This is a genomic window from Vibrio sp. E150_018 (assembly GCF_053544035.1).
Map to the genome: position 1 here is coordinate 186981 of NZ_JBHGNY010000001.1, position 21855 is coordinate 208835.

Genomic DNA, 21855 nt, shown 5'->3' on the forward strand with positions numbered 1-21855 from the left:
TTATTCATAAGTAGAAGAAAAATTAAAATTATCGATGAAGTGAGCTATCAATGGCGGTAGGTCAGTCATCAACAAATACATAGCAAAGGCGCTAGCGATCTTAGGATCGGTAGCGCCTTTTTTATTGAAAAAATGTAGACAGGGAGTCGTACATGAAGAAAACACTTTCATTGCTTGCCGTTGGAATTTCACTGGCTTTTAGCCCAATCACACAAGCTAAAGTGACCATTGGAGAGCCAGAAAAAGAAGATCTTACCTTTGGTTTTATTAAGCTAACTGATATGGCGCCGCTCGCTGTCGCGTATGAAAAGCACTATTTCGAAGATGAAGGTTTGTATGTTTCATTGCAATCTCAAGCGAACTGGAAAGTGTTACTGGATCGTGTGATTGATGGTGAGCTTGATGGCGCGCACATGCTTGCCGGTCAACCGATTGGTGCAACCATTGGTATTGGTACCAAAGCCGACATCATCACCGCTTTTAGCATGGATTTAAACGGTAATGCCATCACGGTTTCAAATGATGTTTGGGAACAAATGAAACCAAGCTTAGCAAAAGATGCCGATGGAAAAATCGCTCACCCGATTAAAGCTGATTCATTAAAGCCTGTAATTCAGCAATACAACAGTGAAGGTAAGCCTTTCAAAATGGGCATGGTTTTCCCTGTCTCAACCCACAACTATGAACTGCGTTATTGGTTAGCCGCCGGCGGTATTAACCCAGGTTTTTACGCGCCAGATAAAGGCGATAACAGCGGAACATTACAAGCGGATGCGTTGCTTAGCGTAACGCCACCGCCACAAATGCCAGCCACCATGGAAGCCGGTACGATTCATGGTTACAGCGTAGGTGAACCTTGGAACCAACAAGCGGTATTTAAAGGCATTGGTGTTCCTGTGGTGACCGATTATGAAATCTGGAAAAACAACCCAGAGAAAGTATTCGGCGTTTCAAAACAATGGGCAGAAAAATACCCGAATACTCACTTGCGTGTAGTTCGCGCCATGATCCGCGCCGCCTATTGGTTAGACGAAGAAAACAACAAAAACCGTCACGAAGCGGTAAGCATTCTGGCGCGTAGTGAATATGTCGGAGCCGATAAAGCTGTGATTGCGAATTCAATGACCGGCACCTTTGAATATGAAAAAGGCGACAAGCGTGACATCCCTGATTTCAACGTTTTTTTCCGTCATAACGCGACTTACCCTTATTACAGTGATGCCGTCTGGACGCTGACACAAATGCGCCGCTGGGGACAAATCCCTGAATACAAACCGGACTCTTGGTACATGGACATCGCCAAAAAAGTCTACCGTCCAGATATCTACAAGCAAGCGGCTCAATCATTGATTGATGATGGCACGTTTAAAGCTTCTGACTTCCCAGATCTTAACTCTAGTGATGGCTTTAAAGCGCCGCAAAAACACTTTATCGACAACATTACTTTCGATGGTAAGCAGCCAAATGCGTATTTAGAAAAGTTCCCAATCGGTCTGAAAGATAAAGATACGATCTAATCATCAAAGGTCAGCATGCCCTAGACGATGAACAACAAATTCAAGGAAGAAAAGTTATGTCGAATTCAGCAGTGATATCACCCAAAAAGAAGAACAATGTTTTTTCATTATTGCCATACAACTCAAGCCAGGCTTCGATTTCTCAAGCGAAAAAATGGTTATTGCCTACCGTGGGGATTGTGGTGTTTCTTTTAATGTGGAGCTTAGCCGCGAAACAAGTACAAACTTCGTTAGGAACCTTACCAGGGCCTTATGAAACCGCGCAACAGTTTTCCGGTTTAGTGGATGAACACTTTGCTAGCCGTGAGAAAGAGCAGGCTTTTTACGATCGGCAAGAAACGCGTAATGAAGCCAAGCTTGCTAAAGATCCGAATGCCGAAGTACGCATTCGACCTTATACCGGCAAAGCGACGTTCTTTGATCAAATCGCCACCAGTTTACTGACGGTTGCCGCGGGTTTCTTACTCGCAACGGTCATTGCGATTCCTGTCGGGATTGTTATGGGGCTGAATCAATCTTTATATCAAGCGTTTAACCCGGTGATCCAACTGCTTAAGCCTGTTTCCCCATTAGCTTGGCTACCCATTATCACTATGGTGGTGAGTGCCACTTATGTGAGTGACGAACCTATGTTTGATAAGGCTTTCATTAACTCATTATTAACCGTCTGCCTGTGTTGTATTTGGCCAACGCTAATTAACACCACGGTTGGGGTAAATAGTGTCGATAAAGACTTATTGAATGTGAGCAAAGTGCTGCGTTTGTCTTGGTGGCAACATGTGAAAACCATCGTTCTTCCTTCAGCTGTGCCAATGATTTTCACTGGTTTACGTTTGTCGATTGGTATCGCCTGGATGGTTTTGATTGCGGCGGAAATGTTGGCGCAAAACCCAGGTTTAGGAAAGTTTGTATGGGATGAATTTCAAAATGGTAGTTCGGATTCATTAGGCCGCATCATGGTGGCAGTGATTGTGATTGGTTTTATCGGCCTACTGTTTGATAAGGGCATGTTGTTACTACAGAAGAAAATCTCATGGGATAAGAAACAAGAACTGAGATAACTCTGTGCCATTTTACCACCAACATGTTTAACAATAATCTTCAGGATGGAGAAAATAAGATGAATGTATCGGAAGCATTAAAAATCAATGAGCAGTTAAAAGAAGACGAAATTCTTCCTGAGAATAAATATTACCGTCCGATGGTCGAGTTAACCCGACTAGGCATGCGATTCCCAACCCCTAAAGGCGAGTTTATCGCACTAAAAGGGGTAGATTTAACGATTAAAAAAGGCGAGTTCGTGTCACTGATTGGGCACTCAGGCTGCGGTAAATCGACCGTGCTGAATTTAGTGGCGGGTCTGACTCTGCCAACCGATGGTGGCGTAATTGTGGATAGCCGCGAAGTCGATGGCCCGGGGCCTGAACGCGCAGTAGTGTTTCAAAACCACTCACTATTGCCTTGGCTGACTGTTTATCAAAATGTGGAATTGGCAGTTAAGCAAGTTGCGCATAAGCAAAGCGCCCACAAACAACAAAAAGGAAAAGCGTGGATCAAAGAGCAAACCGATCACTATTTGTCATTGATTCAAATGCACCATGCGGCAGATAAAAAGCCAGATGAGATTTCTGGTGGTATGAAGCAACGTGTCGGGATCGCCCGGGCGTTAGCGTTGCAACCTAAGGTGCTATTAATGGATGAACCTTTTGGCGCGTTAGATGCGTTAACCCGTGCTCACTTGCAAGATTCATTAATGAAAATTCAAGCCGACTTAGGTAACACCATCATTATGATCACTCACGATGTGGATGAAGCAGTCTTGCTGTCTGACAAGATTGTCATGATGACCAACGGCCCATCTGCCACTATCGGAGAAGTGTTGGATATTCAGTTAAAGCGTCCAAGAAACCGTGTGGAGCTCGCCAACGATCCGCAATACCAAGGCTATCGTCAATCGGTATTGAAATTCTTATATGAGAAGCAATTGCACCCAATGCCTCAATCTGAGCCATCTGCTTCAATTTCAACCTCTTCTAAATCAACGTCTTCTAAACCAACATCCTCTAAATCAAGTAGTGCGAAAGTGACCTTCGCTTCTGATATTAAACGCGCATAAGGAGTATGCCATGAATAATGTAATGAGTCGCTCACCAAGCACTAAACAAAACTTGGTAATCGTGGGTAACGGTATGGTTGGGCATCACCTTGTTGAGCGTTTAGTGGAAGCCAATGCCACCGAGCATTACACCATTACCGTGATTGGTGAAGAACGTTTTGTTGCTTATGATCGAGTCCATTTATCCTCAGTATTTTCCGGTCAAAGCCATCAAGATTTATTACTGAGCAATGAAGATTGGTATCAACAAAATGGCATTCGCCTGATCTTAGGCAGCAAAGTCACCACACTGGATACCGATAACCAACGTTTAGTGATGGATGATGAAGACGTGTTAGCTTATGACAAATTGGTGCTATCAACGGGATCTTATCCTTTTGTGCCACCGATTGAAGGCAATGATCGTGAGCAATGCTTTGTGTACCGAACGCTGGATGATTTAACTGAAATTCGCCAAGCTTGTGAAAAATCAAGCTCTGGCGCAGTGATTGGTGGTGGCTTACTGGGGCTTGAAGCCGCCAATGCATTGCGTTTGTTAGGCGTGGATACTCATGTCATTGAGTTTGCACCAAGATTGATGCCTGTACAGTTAGATGCTGGTGCCAGTGGGGTATTGGAAGACAAAATTAAATCACTTGGTCTGCATGTTCACCTTGATACGGCAACGACTTCGATTACTGACGGAGAAACCGCTAAGCACCGTTTGAATTTCAAAAATGGTGAATTTATTGAAGTCGATGTCTTGGTATTCTCTGCGGGTATTCGTCCACAAGATGCTTTGGCACGTCAGGCAGGACTAGCGATTGGTGAGCGTGGCGGTATTGTGATCAATGATGATTGCCAAACCAATGATTCGAACATTTACGCAATTGGTGAATGTGCGTTGTGGGAGCAAAAAATCTTTGGTTTAGTGGCGCCGGGTTATCAAATGGCGCGCGTGGCTTGCGGTCGTTTATTGAGCGATTTCGTCATTCCAACGCAAAGCTTTAAAGGTGCAGATATGAGCACCAAATTAAAGCTGCTTGGTGTCGATGTGGCTTCGATTGGTGACGCACAAATGATGACTCAAGGCGCGCAAGAAATGGTGCTACAAGATACGGTTGCTGGCAGTTATAAAAAGCTGGTGGTCAATGCGGAAGGTGACAAACTATTAGGCGCTATTTTGGTCGGTGATAACACGGATTATGACGCCTTGTTGCAATGCTACCTGAATGACACGCCACTGCCTGATCATGCCGCTCATCTATTATTTGATACCTCTATGCTATCCGGCGAAGTTTCAGATAATGCGTTGATTTGTTCTTGTCATAACGTCACGAAAGGCGACTTGGTAGAAGCGATCCATGCGGGTAGTCATGACTTAGCGTCACTCAAATCTTGCACCAAAGCAGGTAGTGGTTGTGGCGGTTGTAGCAACATGGTGAAAACCGTGCTGGATAATGAATTAGCGAACATGGGGATGGAAGTTAACAATCATGTTTGTGAGCACTTTGAGTACTCTCGCCAGGAGCTTTTCCATTTATGCCAAGTAGAAGAAATTAAAGACTTCGATACTTTACTTTCTGAGCATGGTCACGGACTTGGCTGTGATTTATGTAAGCCAACTGCAGCTTCGATTTTTGCTTCACTTTGGAATGAGCATATCTTGGATCCTATCCATCATAGCTTGCAAGATTCTAATGATGCCTTTATGGCCAACCTACAAAAAGATGGTTCTTACTCGATAGTACCGCGGATTGCCGGGGGTGAAATTACCCCAGATAAACTGATCGCTCTAGGGGAAGTGGCGAAGAAATACGACCTTTATACCAAGATCACCGGTGGTCAACGTGTGGATTTATTCGGTGCGCAAATGGGGCAATTACCGGACATTTGGGAAGAGCTGGTTAAAGCGGGTTTTGAGACGGGCCATGCCTACGGTAAATCATTACGTACCGTGAAATCTTGTGTCGGTTCTACATGGTGTCGTTATGGGGTTGATGATTCGATAGGCTTGGCGATTGAACTTGAGAATCGCTACAAAGGCTTACGCTCACCCCATAAAATCAAAATGGCGGTTTCAGGTTGTACCCGTGAATGTGCCGAAGCGCAAAGTAAAGATATTGGTGTGATTGCCACTGAAAATGGCTGGAATTTATATGTGTGCGGTAATGGCGGCATGCGCCCACGTCACGCAGATTTATTTGCTGTCGATTTGACCAAGGAACAACTGATCCAATATATCGACCGAGTATTAATGTTCTACGTTAAAACCGCTGACCGATTGCAACGTACTTCGGTATGGTTAGAGAATCTAGAAGGTGGCCTAGAGTATCTACAACAGGTGGTGATCGAAGATTCTTTAGGCTTAGGCGATGCTTTAGAAGAACAAATGCAGTTAGTCGTTGATACCTACCAGTGTGAATGGAAAACCGCGGTTGAGAATCCAATTAAGCGTGCCAAATTCCGTCCATTTATCAATAAAGAAGAAGGAGAGTATGGCGTGCCGATGACCTATAAACGCATTCGCGAACAACGTATTCCAACCACTTTTATTGATGCGACGGAGGAGCAAGCGGAATCAAAAGTTAGCATGGATGAGCAACAATCAGAAAAAGTAGGAGCCTAATTATGTGGCATAAAGTATGTGAGTTAAATCAATTGAATGCTTACCTAGGTACGGGTGCTATGGTGGATGATCAGCAAGTTGCCTTGTTTTATTTACCATCAGAGAAAACACAAACATCAGAACAAGTGTTTGCGATTGATAATTGGGATCCGATTGGTAAAGCCTTTGTGTTAAGCCGAGGCATTGTCGGTGATGTTAAAGGTACGCCATGTGTGGCTTCGCCTTTGTATAAACAACATTTTGATTTACAGAATGGGCAATGTGTTGAACAACCGGAAATCCAAGTGAAAACCTGGCAAGTGAAGGTAGAGCAAGAAGCGGTTTGGATTAGTCGTTAATCTGTTTTATTTCGTTGCTCGTAATTCGGTATTGGTTTCAAATTACGAGCAACGATCGATTAATCACTACTCGCTTTAAGCCACTCACAATCGTTGCACCAGTACTTTGGCAAAATAACGCGTATTAATGAGCATGCTATTCGAACCATCACTGCGATTAGGTGGTGCAACTACATTCCTCCCAAAAAAGACTAGTTCAACAAACCCTAGTAAATGGAATAAGTAACAAAGAAATATTTCGTAACATAGAAGCTGCAATTCTACGAGTAAAAAGTAAACCTTTAAGCTTATATCTAGTCAATAATATGGGCAGATTATTTATTAAAAGTCGTTTGTGTTTTTTTACTCTATTAGCTTGGTCATGTTTCAGCTTATCTGTGTAGCCGTTTTTTAATTAAGAGGTGTATGTGGTATCTCAATATCCAGTGTATGTTCGTTTAGCGTTAATATGGTTAGGTTTAGTGGTAGTTCCTAGTGGGTTGCTGTTAACTGGCCAGCAAGTGTTTCCTTGGTTAGATTTATCGAGTTGGTTTGCAAATTTACTTTATGCCCTTACATCAACAGGCACGGCTCCGTATGCAATTTTAACAGTCGTTGTATTTTGGGCGATCAGCTTTAAGTTTATGAACAAGCTTCACTGGCAGAAAATGGTACTTGCCACTTTGTTTGGCTTAACAATTAGTTTTACGTTTAATCATGGTTTGAAATCATACTTTGAAGAGCCAAGACCTAATTTTACTTGGCTTAGTCAGCAAACTGATTCTCCCATTGATTTAAGCACTTTTTATCAACAAGAAAACAAGCAACGTAGTGCGAATGTTGAAATAGCATTGCAGCAATACCGTAGTGAATCTGATCCTCAGCAATTAAATACCAATCCACCACTTAATGTTTCCAATAGTTTGCAACATCACTGGGCACATGAAGTAGGTTTTGCTTTTCCATCAGGCCACACTATTTTTGCGATTACTTTAACGTTAATCGCCAGCTATTACTTACTTCTCTCTGGCGCAACAAGCTTAAATATCATGGTATTTCTATGGGGTTTAAGCATGGGAACGAGCCGTATGTTATTAGGTATGCACTGGCCACAAGATGTTTTTGCTTCAACTTGCCTCGCCGCCATCATTAGCGTGCTGAGTGTTGTCGTTATTGAGAAAGTTTGGGGGCGATTTAAGATAAATAGTTATATGAAATAGAGACTTACTCCTTTTAACCGTAACTTTTGCTTGTGCCTAACGGACGGCTTTCGTTACACTGCTGACTGTATTTAAATACTAGGAAAACTGTAAATGAAAAAGTTAATTCCATTTATCGCCTTATTATTGACCGCTAATGTGTATGCTTCTGGGGTTGACCTGAAAGCGACAATGAAAGAAATGAAAATTGAATTTAATCATGCCGCAAAAGCGCAGAATATTGACGAGATGAAATCGCCCGTTGAAAAACTGACTGCGCTAGTCAATCAAGCTAAACAAGGCTCTTACTCATCAGAAAAACAAGAATTGTACTTAGAAGGCTTTAATAAATTGACCACAACATTAGATAGCGTCGAAACGCATCTTGATGCTGGTGAGTTTGAGCAGGCTAAAGAAGAATTACGCCAAGTTGATGATCTTCGTGTGGAATACCATGACAAGCGTAATCCAAGTATTTGGAGTAAGTTGTTCGGCTAAAAATGAATAAAACCGAGTCAGATCTTCTTTTGCTAGAATGGAAGTTCTGACTTGGTTAATTATTTTATGATCTAAAGATTAAATGACTCCCAATCTTGTTATTCCGGAATCGATTACACTAATAATACTGACGTGAAAGTGAGGCCTTGTATCTTCATTCACCTAGGACAATGTGTGAGACCATTTACATCCCATTGTGCGATAGAGCTGAAACTCACTAGCAACCAGTACCAGTGATGTTTCAATATACTTTCATAAGGTTATTTTTATAACACTTCAGTAAACGTAACCAGGGGTATGCGAGGTGATGCTGCATTCAAAGCAATTTTATGAATCATTGCATCTGTAGTCGTGCAACAATCTTCAATAATTGAAACTTTATATTTTTCTGCTTTTTTTGATATAGCAGTATGCGTGACGCAATTTTGTGTCATCATTCCGCATATCAGTAACTCCTTGATATCAAACTTTTTCAAGGATTCCTCTAAATGAGTTTGATAAAAGCTATCTGCATGTTGTTTGTATATGATTTCAGCATTCGGGCATATCGCCACTATTTCCGGGTGGATATTTGCTCCTTCACTACCTTTTTCAAAGAAAGGTGCCATTCCTTTGGGGGCCGAAGATAAATGTTGGATAAGAAAGACCGGAACATGCTTCCGGTTAGCTTTAACAATTATTTCTTTAATGTTTATCAATGTTTTATCTGTATTCCATAATGGAAACTTACCTCCAGAGAAGTAATCATTTTGTACATCAATTATAAGTAATGCAATTTTGTTCATTTTTAATTTCCTGTTGTTTTTACTGTTGGTTAAGGGAAACTATGATCTATTTGCGGCACTTTTTTTATAGGTTAAAATGACATAAAAAAGGCAAAAATCGACAAGCATGGAGAGTCGTATGACAAAAATATCCATTGGGATTTGTGAATATCCTTCAGTATTGAAGTCAGCGGTTTATGGTCTTGAAGAGATGTTTTTGCTTGCAAGTAGAGTTTGTCGGGAGCAAGGGATTGAGGTCTTATTTGAGCCTGTCATTATTCCACATGATGAGCTGATAGAAGGTCGTTATACGGTTGTTTTGCTACCACCTGCATCCATAGATGATTATTACTTAGCTCCTGAAGCTAAACTTATTGATTGGCTCAGAGAGCAGTACTCTAAAGGCACCGCTCTATCATCTGCTTGTGCGGGGGTGTTTATTCTTGCTGCAACTAACTTGCTTGATAAAAGAGATGCGACTACCCATTGGGCGTTAGCAGACACATTTACCAAAATGTTTGCGGAAATACCTCTTAACAGCAATAAGATATTAATTGATCATGGTGATATAGTTACAGCCGGCGGTATGATGTCTTGGTTAGATCTCGGGTTTGAGCTTATCTCTAAATATTCCTCTCCTAGGGTTGTAAGCCTACTTGGTAAAACACTTGTTATCGACACCGCGCATAGAGAACAGAGTTATTATCAACAATTTAAACCATCGTTTGCTCATGGCGATTTAATGGTTGTTTCGGTTCAGCAAATAATGCATCAAAGTTATACTGCACCGTTATCGATACATCAATTAGCGAAGCAAGTGAACCTAACTGAACGTACTATGCAAAGACGGTTTCTAAAGGCGACGGGATACAATCCAAATCAATATTTGCAGCGTCTCAGAGTGCAAAATGCATGCGACTATTTGGAAAGTACAAATCGTTCATTTGAATGGATAGCTAACCAAGTAGGTTATGAAGATATTAGTGCATGTCGAAAGGTTTTTATCAATATTGTTGGGTTAACTCCACGAGAATTTCGAAAGAGGTTTTCTTGATTCTTGGTGAGTCGAATCTGCTTTGGTAATCCCTCAAAAAGTAGCTCCCATTTCCCCTTATACTAACTTCTGCTGCCAAGTGGCTTCATCTATCAAGGGGAAGAGCTAGTCTTTGTCGCAGCTATTTTCATTTTTATCTCAATAAATCAGTCCGTGGTGAGTATCTTTTGAAACCGTCATTCCAGCCGAGCCTAGGCGAGAGCAGGAATCTACTTATCACGCGCTGAATATTTGAAATGGATTTCTTTCTTTGGTTAGCCCTCCATTTTATAGTGGTCGCTATTATCCTTATATTTTCGCCTTTCGGCTAACTCGTTCGAGTGATCCCAACGCATGGCATTCATGCTGACAGCAAGAGCAAAGCCGAGAGACTTTGCTCCGTAAAATACTAGGTTCAGCTAGCGATGGGGCAGAATTAGGTATGAACAATAGTTGGATTTTCCGTCGTAATGTTCGACATTGCCTCGTAAAAAACCATAATTCCTCACGCGTTTTACTCCAATTATCTTTTAAAAGTGCGACTTGAGTGAAGGATTTATGGGTATCTAACTCAATAAAAAGGGTGGTATCGTTATTTATGCTAGCCTCCTAATTTAGTTTTTTAGCAAACGAGTGATGGCTCTGGTTTCGCTAAGCCACGACATTGGAGGATAGCACTTTCGTGGGAGTCATTATGTCTAGCTTTTTATCCAAACTTAAGGAGTTTTATTATGACCGATAGAATTAATATTGGTAAAGCATGCCCTAATATGTACCAACAAGCGGTGATGATGGAAAAGGAGCTCGAAAAATTACTGCAAGAGGCTGGAATCGATATAGGTTTTTCTCATTTACTCAGGCTTCGTGCTTCTCAAATTAATGGTTGTGCTTTTTGTATTCGTTTACATGCCCGAGATGCAGAAAAAGAGAGAGTTGATTTTGATAAAATAAGTATTATATCTGCGTGGCGTGACACCCATTACTTTAACGAGAAAGAGCGAGCGAGTATTGCGTTGTTAGAAGAAATCACCTTAATAAGCACTAAGCAAGTACCAGATAATGTTTATGATGAGGCCGCTAAATATTTATCTGAAAAGGAATTATCTGCTATTCAGTGGTTATCTGTTGTAATCAATTTATGGAACCGAATTGCTATATCAAGCCGTTACGTTGTCAAAAGCTAACAAGGCATCTAAACGGAATTAAAGTAATTGGTTTTCGTTCGTGTTTTACTTTCCTATATATCAGCTAATCCGTTAAATGCTAATTTGCAAAGCCATTGACTCGGTTTCTGTATAAAAGTAAGTTTCAGTAAGTAGCCAAAGACAACCAGCATGATTCTTTATACTTCTCTACAAAATGATTAAAGGCAGAGCGATTAAACTCTGCCTTTAATCATTTTATTGAATGCTGCTAAGCAAACGCTTGATTATGCTCTTGAGCGAATCACATTTGAGAACACTACATGTAAATCACTTGAGGTTGCATCATCGGTTAAGTTCAGGTTGGCTTTGATGTGCTGTAAGTGATGTTCCATTAGATGAATAGCGGTTTGCTTGTCACCAGCTTCAATGGCATTGAGTAGGTTGGTGTGTTCATCTTGAGAACAGTTGCTGTTATTACTGCCTTCATACTGAGCAATCAATAGTGAGGTTTGAGAAACTAGGCTGCGCAAGAAGTGCAATAACGGTGCGTTTTTTGCCATTTTAGCTAGTTCGATATGAAACTCACCAGATAAACGAATACCACGACCAATATCACCATTGGCAATTGCTTCATCTTCACTAGTCACGAGATTACGTAAAACTTGCATCTGTTGAGGGTGACAGTTTTCGGTTGCTAGTTCTGTTACTGCAAGTTCTGCAATTTCACGTGCTTTTAGAATTTGGGTCGCTTCATCTATGGTTGGAGCTGAAACTGTCGCGCCGCGGTTAGGTTTGATATCGACGACTTGCTCTAGAGAGAGACGTAATAATGCACGGCGAATAATGGTTCGGCTAACACCAAAGATTTCACTTAACGATTCTTCATTAAGCTTGGTGCTAGGGGGTAAGCGTTGCTCTAGAATTGCATCAAAGATGTGGCAGTACACCACATCATCTTGGGTTTGATTATTGGCTTTCGCTTGAATTTTGGTATTCGATAACTTACTTAATTTAGTCATGGTCTAATCTGCTGAAAAGTGGTGGGCGTTAACAACACAAATAATAACAACGTCCATAGATTGTACATTATAGACCATAGTTTATCTAAGTGTCAGGTGAATACAACTTTGCATGCAAAATGCCTTCCAGAGCACATTTTTCATCTAAATCTGATAAATCGCCACTGATACCAACTGCGCCCAAAACCAGGTTTGATTCATTGCGAACTAATACACCGCCTGGCACAGGAACCATATTACCATGAGCTAGCACATTGATAGCTGAAATAAAGGCTGGTCGGTCATCGGCATCTTGCGCCAATTTTCTTGATGAGCATCCTAATGCAAGGGCTCCCCACGCTTTTGCTATGGCAATATCAGGCCGCATCATGCTAGAACCGTCTTGCCGTTGTAGGGAAACCAGTTTACCACCACTGTCTAAAACAGCCACAGTGAGTGGAGCACTTTTTAAGTCTAATGCGGTGCTAAACGCACCTTGGGTAATACTTAATGCTTGTTGCAGTGTCAAACTCATGATCAGGATCCTCATTAATAAAACTTACCACCCTCGGCTTTTAAAGGCTCGGTTAAAGTCGAGGGGGCAAGTTGTGGTTATTAACAAAGAAGCGGGTAGCTCGGTAGAGTCAAGAACTCTGCAAAATCGTCTTGGGTCGATAAGGTATCGAACATCTTGGCCGTTTCTTCAAATCGTCCTTGAGCATAACGTTGCTCGCCAACTTCTTGTTTAATCGTAATTAATTCTTCTGCCAACAGAGTTCGGAAATACTCCTCTGTTACCACTTGGCCATCGTCTAGTTTCACGCCGTGTTTAATCCACTGCCAGATGCTGGCACGAGAGATTTCTGCCGTTGCCGCATCTTCCATTAGGCCGTAGATTGGTACACAACCTACACCGCTGATCCAGGCTTCAATGTAATAAAGCGCGATACGAATATTTTTACGTAAGCCTTCTTCATTACGTGGTCCTTCACATGGCGCGAGTAATTGTTCTGCAGTAATGTTACCTACATGGCTGCTGTCAAAATCCATTTGATTGACTTGCCCACCCAATTTGTTATCAAAAATCTCCATTGCCACATCCACTAACTTCGGATGAGCAACCCAAGTACCATCATGACCGTTAGAAGATTCACGGTTCTTATCTTCTTCTACCTTGGTCAACACCTGTTGCATAACCGCAGGGTCGGAATTTGGAATAAATGCTGACATACCGCCCATTGCGAGTGCACCGCGAGCATGACAAGTTTTCACCAATAGTTGGCTGTAAGCGTTCAAGAACGGTTTGTCCATACCTACGCTGTGGCGGTCTGGCAAGATGCGGTCTTTATGGTTTTTCAATGTTTTGATGTAGCTGAAGATGTAATCCCAGCGGCCACAGTTCATTGCTACAATATGTTCACGCATCACATACAGCATTTCTTCCATTTGGAATACTGCTGGAAGAGTTTCAATTAATACTGTCGCGCGAATCGTGCCGATGTCTACTTTGAAGTACTCTTCGGTAAAGCGGAATACATCATCCCACCACTTGGCTTCTTCCATACTTTCTAGCTTAGGAATGTAGTAGTACACACCTTCGCCTTGTTTGGCGCGGGTTTGGTAGTTATGGAAAAAGTACAAAGCAAAATCCATTAAACAACCTGGGATTGGCTGGCCGTTATATTCAATATGACGTTCAGGTAGATGCAAGCCACGAGGGCGAGCCAGTAACTGCGCAGGCTCTGCAACGAGATCATATTGTTTATCTTTTTTCTCATCGTAGTAACTGATGGTGCCAGCATTGGCATCACGTAAATTGACTTGCCCATCTAGCATGTTCTCCCATGTTGGAGAAGATGCATCTTCAAAACAGCACATGAAGATTTTTGCCCCTGAATTAAGGGCGTTAATCACCATCTTGCGCTCAACAGGGCCAGTGATTTCGACCCGACGATCCTGTAATGTTTTTGGGATCGGAGCGACTTTCCAGCTTTTATCTTCGCGAATGTTTTTGGTGTCTTCACGGAAATCAGGAAGTGTGCCAGCATCAAATTGTTTTTGACGTTCACGTCGTAGGTGTAGCGCTTGCTCTAATGGCGCGCTGAACGTTGTCACTAAGGCATTCAGAAAATCCAAAGCAGGTTCTGAAAGAATGGCCTTTTGTTGTTCTGTGGATAATTCACCAACCACATTAATCGCGCGCGATTGCTGGGATTGCATATCTGTTTCTCGGTCCTCAGTGCTGTGCATAATCGTCTCCTTTATGAACATGTACGAGCAGTCAATATGGGTAAACCCAAAAGCGTTGGGGTGATTTTGAGTTTTGAATACCAATCTCACTAATGATCAACTCATTAATTTGATTGATATGAATCTTATCTACATATTTCTTGTATTTGTGTTTATCTAAACAATATTGTGTACATTAATGTTTTATTTCTTGTCTAGGTATATCCTCGTTTTCACAAAAGATCAAAGTTTATTTAACGTTTTGTGCACTTAAACAAAATGTACAATACTTGGTCGGATCAGTTTTAATTGCTTTGTAAGCAGTGGTTTAACTCAATATAAGCACTTTATTTAAAAATATTTTTGTTTTTTATTTGCACAATTCAAATTGTCGCGTCTAGACTGGGTAGTGTATTTTTAATTGTATACAATATTAAAAGGGACTTGAGTTATGGCTAAAATGAAAGCGATTGAAGCTGCAGTGGAAGTATTAAAAAGAGAAGGGGTGGATATCGCATTTGGTGTACCTGGTGCGGCAATCAACCCATTTTATGCAGCGATGAAAAAAATTGGTGGTATTGATCATGTACTAGCGCGCCATGTGGAAGGTGCTTCACATATGGCAGAAGGCTACACCCGTACCAATGATAAAAATATTGGGGTGTGTATTGGAACTTCTGGCCCAGCGGGCACCGATATGATCACTGGCTTATATTCGGCATCAGCTGATTCAATTCCAATTTTATGTATTACCGGTCAAGCACCACGTGCTCGTTTGCATAAAGAAGATTTCCAAGCAGTGGATATTGAATCCATTGCCAAACCAGTGACCAAATGGGCGACCACTGTGTTAGAGCCCGCGTTAGTGCCACGAGCATTCCAGCAAGCATTTCACATCATGCGTTCAGGGCGTCCGGGCCCGGTATTAATCGATCTACCGATTGATGTTCAATTGGCTGAAATCGAATTTGATATTGATACTTATGAACCGCTCGAGCCGTATCAACCAACCGCAACCCGTAGTCAAGTAGAAAAAGCACTGACAATGTTAACCGAATCGGACAAACCTTTGATCGTGTCTGGTGGTGGTGTGATTAATGCTGGTGCAAGTGCCGAGTTACAAGAACTTGCCGAGATCTTAAATGTTCCGGTGATTCCAACATTAATGGGTTGGGGCAGTATTCCAGATAACCATGAACTAATGGCAGGCATGGTTGGGCTGCAAACTTCGCACCGTTACGGTAATGCCACCATGCTCGCGTCTGATTTTGTATTAGGCATTGGTAACCGCTGGGCAAACCGTCATACCGGCTCGGTTGATGTGTATACCCAAGGTCGTAAGTTTGTGCATGTGGATATTGAACCGACGCAAATTGGCCGCGTGTTCTGCCCAGATCTTGGCATTGTGTCAGATGCAAAATCGGCATTAACGCTGTTCTTAGATGTGGCGAAAGAAATGCAAGCGGCAGGCAAATTAAAAGATCGTTCTAGCTGGGTTGGCGAGTGTATTGAGCGTAAATCAAGCATGCTGCGTAAAACTCACTTTGAAGAAGTACCAATGAAACCAATGCGGGTTTACGAAGAAATGAACAAGGCGTTTGGTGAGGATACCTGTTACGTCAGCACTATTGGTTTGTCGCAAATTGCTGCTGCGCAGTTCTTACATGTTTATAAACCTCGTCATTGGATCAACTGTGGTCAAGCGGGCCCACTCGGTTGGACGATTCCGGCTGCGCTAGGTGTTCGCGCGGCCGATCCAAATCGTCCGATTGTAGCGATTTCAGGCGACTACGATTTCCAATTTATGATCGAAGAATTGGCCGCCGGCGCGCAGTTCAATCTGCCGTATATCCATGTCGTCGTGAACAACTCTTACCTTGGGTTGATTCGTCAGGCTCAGCGTCAGTTCGATATTGATTACTGTGTACAGCTTGCTTTTGAAAACCAAAACGCACCAGAAATGGAAGGTTATGGAGTCGATCATATCGCGGTGGTGGAAGGGCTAGGGTGTAAAGCGATTCGTGTTCGTACTCCTGAAGATGCACCAGCCGCGTTTGAAGAAGCGAAGAAATTGATGGAAAAACACCGTGTACCAGTGGTGGTGGAATTTATTTTAGAGCGCGTGACCAACATCGCAATGGGTGTGGAAATCGACGGCATTAATGAGTTTGAAAGCTTAGCTGGGGAGCAAGGAGACGCCCCAACTGCGATTACTTTTAACCAATAATAACATCATTGAAGGGCTGTCACATTGGCAGTTTCTTCAATGCTTGAATATCTATTTTTAGTGGCAGAAAAAGGAGAAGGATATGCCTAAGTTTGCGGCAAATCTATCAATGCTATTTACCGAAGTGGATTTTTTACAACGCTTTGAACAAGCAGCACAAGCTGGATTTCAGGGAGTAGAGTACCTATTTCCTTATGATTTTGAAGCTAGCACCATCAAAGGTGTATTGGAATCAAACCAGCTAAAACAAGTGTTATTCAACCTACCGGCTGGTGATTGGCTCGCGGGTGATCGCGGTATTGCGGTGGATCCAAGTCGAGTAGAAGAATTCCAACAAGGCGTCACTAAAGCGATTCAATATGCCAAAGCACTTGATTGTAACCAAGTGAACTGCCTTGCGGGTATCGTGCCAGATGGCGTGACAGTGCAGCAAGCAGAAGAAACCTTTGTGAGCAACTTACGCTTTGCCGCTGGAGCGCTGAAAGAAAATGGCATCAGCTTGATTATTGAAGCGATCAATACTCGTGATATTCCGGGCTTTTTCTTAACCAATACGAAGCAAGCTCTCGACATTATTGAGAAGGTCGGCAGTGATAATTTGAATTTCCAATACGACATTTATCACATGCAAATCATGGAAGGCGACCTAGCGCCAACCTTGAGTGAGCATCTTGGTCAAATTCAACATGTTCAATTGGCGGATAACCCAGGTCGACATGAACCGGGTACTGGCGAGATTAACTATCCATTTTTGTTCAACCATTTAGATACCATTGGTTACGACGGTTGGATTGGTTGTGAATATAAGCCGAAGACGACCACTCAAGAAGGTCTAATTTGGCTAAAAGAAATGGCGTAATTGAATTTACTGAACATAAAAAATAAATTTTAAGGATGAGATTATGACTACACCAACAATTGCATTTATTGGCACTGGTATCATGGGCAAACCAATGGCGGTTAACTTGCAGAAAGCTGGTTACTCGATTGTGGTTTCAGACCACTTTGTTGCGCCACCTCAAGAGCTCGTCGATGGTGGTGCGACCGTTGTACACAGCGGTAAAGAAGCCGCACAGCAAGCTGATGTGATTATTACTATGGTGCCAAATACGCCAGATGTTGCCGATGCACTATTTGGTGACAATGGTATCGCACAAGGTTTATCAGCAGGTAAACTAGTGATTGATATGAGCTCGATTGCGCCAATTGAAACTCAAGAGTTTGCTAAACAAATTAAAGAATGTGGCGCCGAGTACCTAGATGCACCGGTTTCGGGGGGTGAAGTGGGAGCAATTAATGCCACGCTAACGATCATGGTCGGTGGTAGTGAAGCGGCCTTTGAACGTGCCAAACCTCTATTTGAAGTGATGGGACAAAACATTACGCTAGTGGGCGATAATGGCGCAGGTCAAATCTGTAAAGTTGCCAACCAAATTATCGTCGCGTTAAATATTGAAGCAGTTTCCGAAGCCTTTGTCTTTGCTTCAAAAGCCGGTGCGGATCCTGCGCGCGTACGTAATGCATTAATGGGGGGGTTTGCTAACTCGAAGATTTTGGAAGTACATGGCGAGCGTATGGTGAAAGGTACATTCGACCCAGGCTTTAGAATCGCACTTCACCAAAAAGACTTAAACCTTGCGTTAACCGGCGCTGAGCAATTAGGTCTTGATCTACCGAATACTGCAACCGCTCAACAATTGTTTGGCGAGTGTGCTGAGATGGATGGTTCGAACTGGGATCACTCTGCCTTAATCAAAGCCATTGAAGCACGCGGCAAACATAATATTCGTGGTGAGTAGTATTGTTGGTATTTAGAGGAATCGGCTTTAGATACCTTTGAATTTCTATTTTCGTTATATACCCAAAGTAATTGGAGTTGCAGCGAGGCGACAAGTGAATGAATCCTCATGAGCATAGCTTGCCTATGTGATTGAGGTGAATGAACGCTGGCAACAAAGCTGCAGCTTTAATTACGAAGGGTATAGCTGAGTGTTTGCATTTAACTGGCATGTTTGGTTTGTATTTGGGAATAAACCTTTCATTCCGCAAGGACTCAGTTTTTACCGCACTTTTTGTCTCCTTTAGTGCGCCCCGAGTGGTTGAAAAATTAATCTTAGTTTTGTGTGCGACGGATTAATGAGGTAATGATGCCGCTCGGGACTTTTTAATCCCATTCCTATACTCAGACACATAAGACATCAAGTGACGTAAAGCGTATTTCTGGTTACATCTCCATTTCTAGCTATGGATTGGAAAAAAAGGATGAATTTCTCGCTCGCTATGATAAAACACTAATCACAACGGATTTTGGTAACAAGACGGGAGTGACTAAGTGGCAAAGGTGAGAGAACGAAATCAAAGCGTCATTATTGAAGCGGCCAGCCAGCATTTTGCCAAATATGGCTACGCGGCAACCAAAGTGGCAGATATTGCCAAAGAAGCCAACATCCCTAAGCCAAATATCTATTATTACTACAATTCCAAAGATAACCTTTATCGTGCGGTACTTGAAAGTGTCACTGTGCCCTTACTGCAATCGTCCAAGCCTATTCAAGAGCTTGATGATCCTATCGAAGCGTTAACCGAATATATTAAGACCAAACTGATTATCTCTCGCGATCATGCATATGCTTCCAAAGTATTTGCTAATGAAGTGATGTCGGGCGGAAAATCTTTACCCAAAGATATTGAAGATGAATTGCAACAGCAGTCTGAAATGATCATTACTAAGTTTCAGTCATGGATTGAGCAGGGCAGAATGGATGCGGTTTCTCCACACCACTTAATGTTTACTATATGGGCGGCGACGCAAACGTATGCGGACTTCGGTTGGCAGATTTGTCGGGTGATGAACAAAAAGAAATTGGTCCGCAAAGATTATGATGAAGCAGCACAGTTTTTAATCTCAATGATCTTAAAAGGCTGTGGCGTTTATTCAGCAAGCAACACTTAAGGAGATATGTTTCCACTATTATTGGCCAATTTGTTTTTAAATAAACTCTTCAATATAAACAAGTGCTTATACGACAAGTGATGGATTGTATTGATTGAGTTGCTTCATTCTCGTTTGGCGTATTTATTCTGGTTTCAACTTTCTTTAACTCGCTTAACCTTAACTTCATGATGAATCCGATATCAAAAACCACTTGATATCGGATTTTTTATGTCAATACATCGATATTTCCTAAAATGATCCTCTTTATATTTGTAATACAATAAATGTTTGATTTTATGAAGGTTGCCTCACACATATTTGTAAGGTATTGATATTTTTGTTTTCATGCATTGATCTACCGCACATTAAAAATATGCACTAGATCATGTTTAATGTTATTTGTACTACAAAATGGTTGGTGAAGTAGGTAGTCTAGCAATCAGTTAATTTAATTATTTTAAAGGCCCAAAAAAATGACTATCGATACTATTGTTGTTGCTGCCTACTTCCTCTTTTTAATTGCGATTGGTTGGATGTTCCGTACTTTCACTACCTCTACTAGTGATTACTTTAGGGGGGGAGGTAAGATGTTATGGTGGATGGTAGGTGCTACTGCCTTCATGACTCAATTTTCTGCCTGGACTTTTACTGGTGCAGCAGGGCGTGCTTATAGCGATGGCTTTGTTGTTGTTATCTTATTCTTAGCAAACGCATTTGGTTACTTCGTTAACTACATGTATTTTGCACCAAAATTCCGCCAACTTCGTGTTGTTACAGGTATTGAAGCTATTCGCCAACGCTTTGGTAAAACTTCAGAGCAGTTTTTTACTTGGGGTGGAATGCCAGACAGTTTGATTTCAGCAGGTATCTGGTTAAATGGTCTTGCAATATTTGTTGCGGCTGTATTTGATATCCCAATGGAAGCCACTATTATCGTTACTGGCTTAGTGCTTATGCTGATGTCTGTAACTGGCGGCTCTTGGGCGGTTGTTGCATCTGATTTCGTGCAGATGTTGGTGATCATGGCGGTAACTATTACTTGTGCCGTTGCAGCCTACTTCCAAGGTGGTGGTGTCACTAACATTGTAAGTAACTTCCAAGGTGATTTCTTCGTTGGTAACAATCTGAATTATATGAGCATCTTTGTTCTTTGGGTTGTGTTTATCTTCATCAAGCAATTTGGCGTGATGAATAATTCGATTAATGCTTATCGTTATTTATGTGCAAAAGACAGTGAAAATGCTCGTAAAGCAGCGGGTCTTGCTTGTGTATTGATGATTATTGGCCCTGTCATTTGGTTCTTACCTGCTTGGTATGTTGGTGCATTTATGCCTAACTTTGCCACTGATTATGCTTCGGTAGGGAGTGATGCAGCTTATCTTGCCTTTGTTCAAAATGTGATGCCAGCAGGAATGGTTGGCCTATTAATGTCAGCTATGTTTGCGGCAACCATGTCATCAATGGACTCTGGTTTGAACCGTAATGCAGGCATTTTCGTAATGAACTTTTATAGTCCTATCGTGCGCCCTAATGCTTCTCAAAAAGAGTTGGTTATGGTGAGTAAAACAACTACCGTAATAATGGGTTTTATCATTATTGCAATTGGTTTGTTCATTAACTCATTACGTCATTTAAGTCTATTTGATATCGTTCTAAATGTTGGTGCTTTGATTGGTTTCCCAATGTTGATTCCAATTCTATTGGGTATGTGGATCCGTAAAACACCAGATTGGTCAGCTTGGACAACTTTGATTGTCGGCGGTATCGTTTCTTGGATTTTTGGCATCTCGTTACAAGCTCATGATGTAGAACGCTTTTTAGGCTTAGATCAAGCTTTAACAGGGCGTGAATGGTCTGACTTGAAAGTAGCAATAAGCCTTGCTGCACATGTTGTCTTTACTGGTGGTTTCTTCCTACTGACGATGCTTTTTTACAGAGGTCGCACTCCAGAGCGTGAAGTTGAAGTAGAAAGACTATTCGAAAACTGGAATACCCCGGTTGTTTCAAGCGGCGAGGAGCAACATAATTTAGATACTAAACAGCGTTCTATGTTAGGTCGATTAATTTGTATTGCTGGTTTTGGTGTCTTAGCAATGGCGCTACTACCAAATGAAATGACAGGACGTATGTTGTTCTTATTATGTGGTTCTATTGTTCTGGTTGTTGGTGTGTTGTTGGTGAATGCTTCAAAAGCACAACATCAAACGGTTTCAGAATTGTAATATTGATTAAAAATCGAGTAGTCAACAAAACCGCTGTCTATCAGCGG

General features: G+C 41.9%; 18 protein-coding genes and 1 pseudogene. 14 read left to right on the forward strand and 5 right to left on the reverse strand.

Features of this window, described 5'->3' with window-relative positions; all coding sequences use genetic code 11:
* The first annotated feature begins 152 nt into the window (after positions 1–152).
* From ACE3G9_RS00885 to ACE3G9_RS00915, 7 genes are all read left to right on the forward strand, one after another.
* Positions 153–1517 (forward strand): CmpA/NrtA family ABC transporter substrate-binding protein, encoded by a 1365-nt coding sequence (locus ACE3G9_RS00885; RefSeq protein ID WP_449218189.1) that lies wholly within the window; start codon positions 153–155, stop codon positions 1515–1517.
* A gap of 56 nt (positions 1518–1573) precedes the next feature.
* Positions 1574–2578 carry an ABC transporter permease gene (locus ACE3G9_RS00890; RefSeq protein WP_449218190.1) on the forward strand — a complete coding sequence of 335 codons (1005 nt, stop codon included), beginning with the start codon at positions 1574–1576 and terminating at the stop codon, positions 2576–2578.
* 140 nt (positions 2579–2718) lie between these two features.
* Positions 2719–3633, forward strand: coding sequence for an ABC transporter ATP-binding protein (locus ACE3G9_RS00895; RefSeq protein ID WP_449218405.1), 915 nt, complete (start codon positions 2719–2721; stop codon positions 3631–3633).
* Between the two features lie 10 nt (positions 3634–3643).
* Positions 3644–6241, forward strand: coding sequence for a nitrite reductase large subunit NirB (nirB, locus tag ACE3G9_RS00900; protein ID WP_449218191.1), 2598 nt, complete (start codon positions 3644–3646; stop codon positions 6239–6241).
* Between the two features lie 2 nt (positions 6242–6243).
* Positions 6244–6579: a nitrite reductase small subunit NirD gene (gene nirD / locus ACE3G9_RS00905; protein ID WP_417880461.1), complete on the forward strand. Its 336-nt coding sequence runs from the start codon at positions 6244–6246 to the stop codon at positions 6577–6579.
* Positions 6580–6986: 407 nt separating this feature from the next.
* On the forward strand, positions 6987–7778 hold the full coding sequence (locus ACE3G9_RS00910) for a phosphatase PAP2 family protein (RefSeq protein ID WP_449218192.1): 792 nt from the start codon (positions 6987–6989) through the stop codon (positions 7776–7778).
* 93 nt (positions 7779–7871) lie between these two features.
* Positions 7872–8255, forward strand: a complete 384-nt coding sequence (locus ACE3G9_RS00915) for a cytochrome b562 (RefSeq protein ID WP_449218193.1) — start codon at positions 7872–7874, stop codon at positions 8253–8255.
* Between the two features lie 266 nt (positions 8256–8521).
* Here the strand turns inward: ACE3G9_RS00915 and ACE3G9_RS00920 are convergent, their stop codons facing one another.
* Positions 8522–9040 (reverse strand): cysteine hydrolase family protein, encoded by a 519-nt coding sequence (locus ACE3G9_RS00920; RefSeq protein ID WP_417880458.1) that lies wholly within the window; start codon positions 9038–9040, stop codon positions 8522–8524.
* A gap of 118 nt (positions 9041–9158) precedes the next feature.
* Here ACE3G9_RS00920 and ACE3G9_RS00925 point away from each other — a divergent pair, with 118 nt between their 5' ends.
* A complete protein-coding gene (locus ACE3G9_RS00925; protein ID WP_449218194.1) occupies positions 9159–10073 on the forward strand; it encodes a GlxA family transcriptional regulator in 915 nt (304 codons plus the stop codon).
* A 307-nt stretch (positions 10074–10380) separates the two neighbouring features.
* Here the strand turns inward: ACE3G9_RS00925 and ACE3G9_RS00930 are convergent.
* Positions 10381–10573, reverse strand: a pseudogene (locus ACE3G9_RS00930) (IS91 family transposase); the annotation flags it as partial.
* 210 nt (positions 10574–10783) lie between these two features.
* Between ACE3G9_RS00930 and ACE3G9_RS00935 the strand changes: the two are divergent.
* Positions 10784–11236 (forward strand): carboxymuconolactone decarboxylase family protein, encoded by a 453-nt coding sequence (locus tag ACE3G9_RS00935; RefSeq protein ID WP_417880456.1) that lies wholly within the window; start codon positions 10784–10786, stop codon positions 11234–11236.
* Positions 11237–11481: 245 nt separating this feature from the next.
* Here ACE3G9_RS00935 and ACE3G9_RS00940 read toward each other — a convergent pair whose 3' ends face one another.
* The 3 genes from ACE3G9_RS00940 to aceB form a co-directional block, all read right to left on the reverse strand.
* Positions 11482–12216, reverse strand: coding sequence for a GntR family transcriptional regulator (locus tag ACE3G9_RS00940; RefSeq protein WP_417880455.1), 735 nt, complete (start codon positions 12214–12216; stop codon positions 11482–11484).
* Positions 12217–12301: 85 nt separating this feature from the next.
* Positions 12302–12733, reverse strand: coding sequence for a GlcG/HbpS family heme-binding protein (locus ACE3G9_RS00945; RefSeq protein ID WP_449218406.1), 432 nt, complete (start codon positions 12731–12733; stop codon positions 12302–12304).
* Between the two features lie 77 nt (positions 12734–12810).
* Positions 12811–14415 (reverse strand): malate synthase A, encoded by a 1605-nt coding sequence (gene aceB, locus ACE3G9_RS00950; protein WP_449218407.1) that lies wholly within the window; start codon positions 14413–14415, stop codon positions 12811–12813.
* A gap of 460 nt (positions 14416–14875) precedes the next feature.
* Between aceB and gcl the strand changes: the two genes are divergently transcribed.
* The 5 genes from gcl to ACE3G9_RS00975 all read left to right on the forward strand — a co-directional run bounded on the left by gcl (position 14876) and on the right by ACE3G9_RS00975 (position 21808).
* Positions 14876–16651: a glyoxylate carboligase gene (gene gcl, locus ACE3G9_RS00955; protein ID WP_449218195.1), complete on the forward strand. Its 1776-nt coding sequence runs from the start codon at positions 14876–14878 to the stop codon at positions 16649–16651.
* An 82-nt stretch (positions 16652–16733) separates the two neighbouring features.
* Entirely contained in the window at positions 16734–17510 is a 777-nt protein-coding gene (gene hyi / locus ACE3G9_RS00960) for a hydroxypyruvate isomerase (protein ID WP_449218196.1), read from the forward strand.
* Positions 17511–17553: 43 nt separating this feature from the next.
* Positions 17554–18450 (forward strand): 2-hydroxy-3-oxopropionate reductase, encoded by an 897-nt coding sequence (locus tag ACE3G9_RS00965; RefSeq protein ID WP_193000825.1) that lies wholly within the window; start codon positions 17554–17556, stop codon positions 18448–18450.
* A 533-nt stretch (positions 18451–18983) separates the two neighbouring features.
* Positions 18984–19604 (forward strand): TetR/AcrR family transcriptional regulator, encoded by a 621-nt coding sequence (locus ACE3G9_RS00970; protein WP_417880452.1) that lies wholly within the window; start codon positions 18984–18986, stop codon positions 19602–19604.
* A gap of 455 nt (positions 19605–20059) precedes the next feature.
* Positions 20060–21808 (forward strand): sodium:solute symporter family protein, encoded by a 1749-nt coding sequence (locus tag ACE3G9_RS00975; RefSeq protein ID WP_417880451.1) that lies wholly within the window; start codon positions 20060–20062, stop codon positions 21806–21808.
* The last annotated feature ends 47 nt before the right edge of the window (positions 21809–21855 follow it).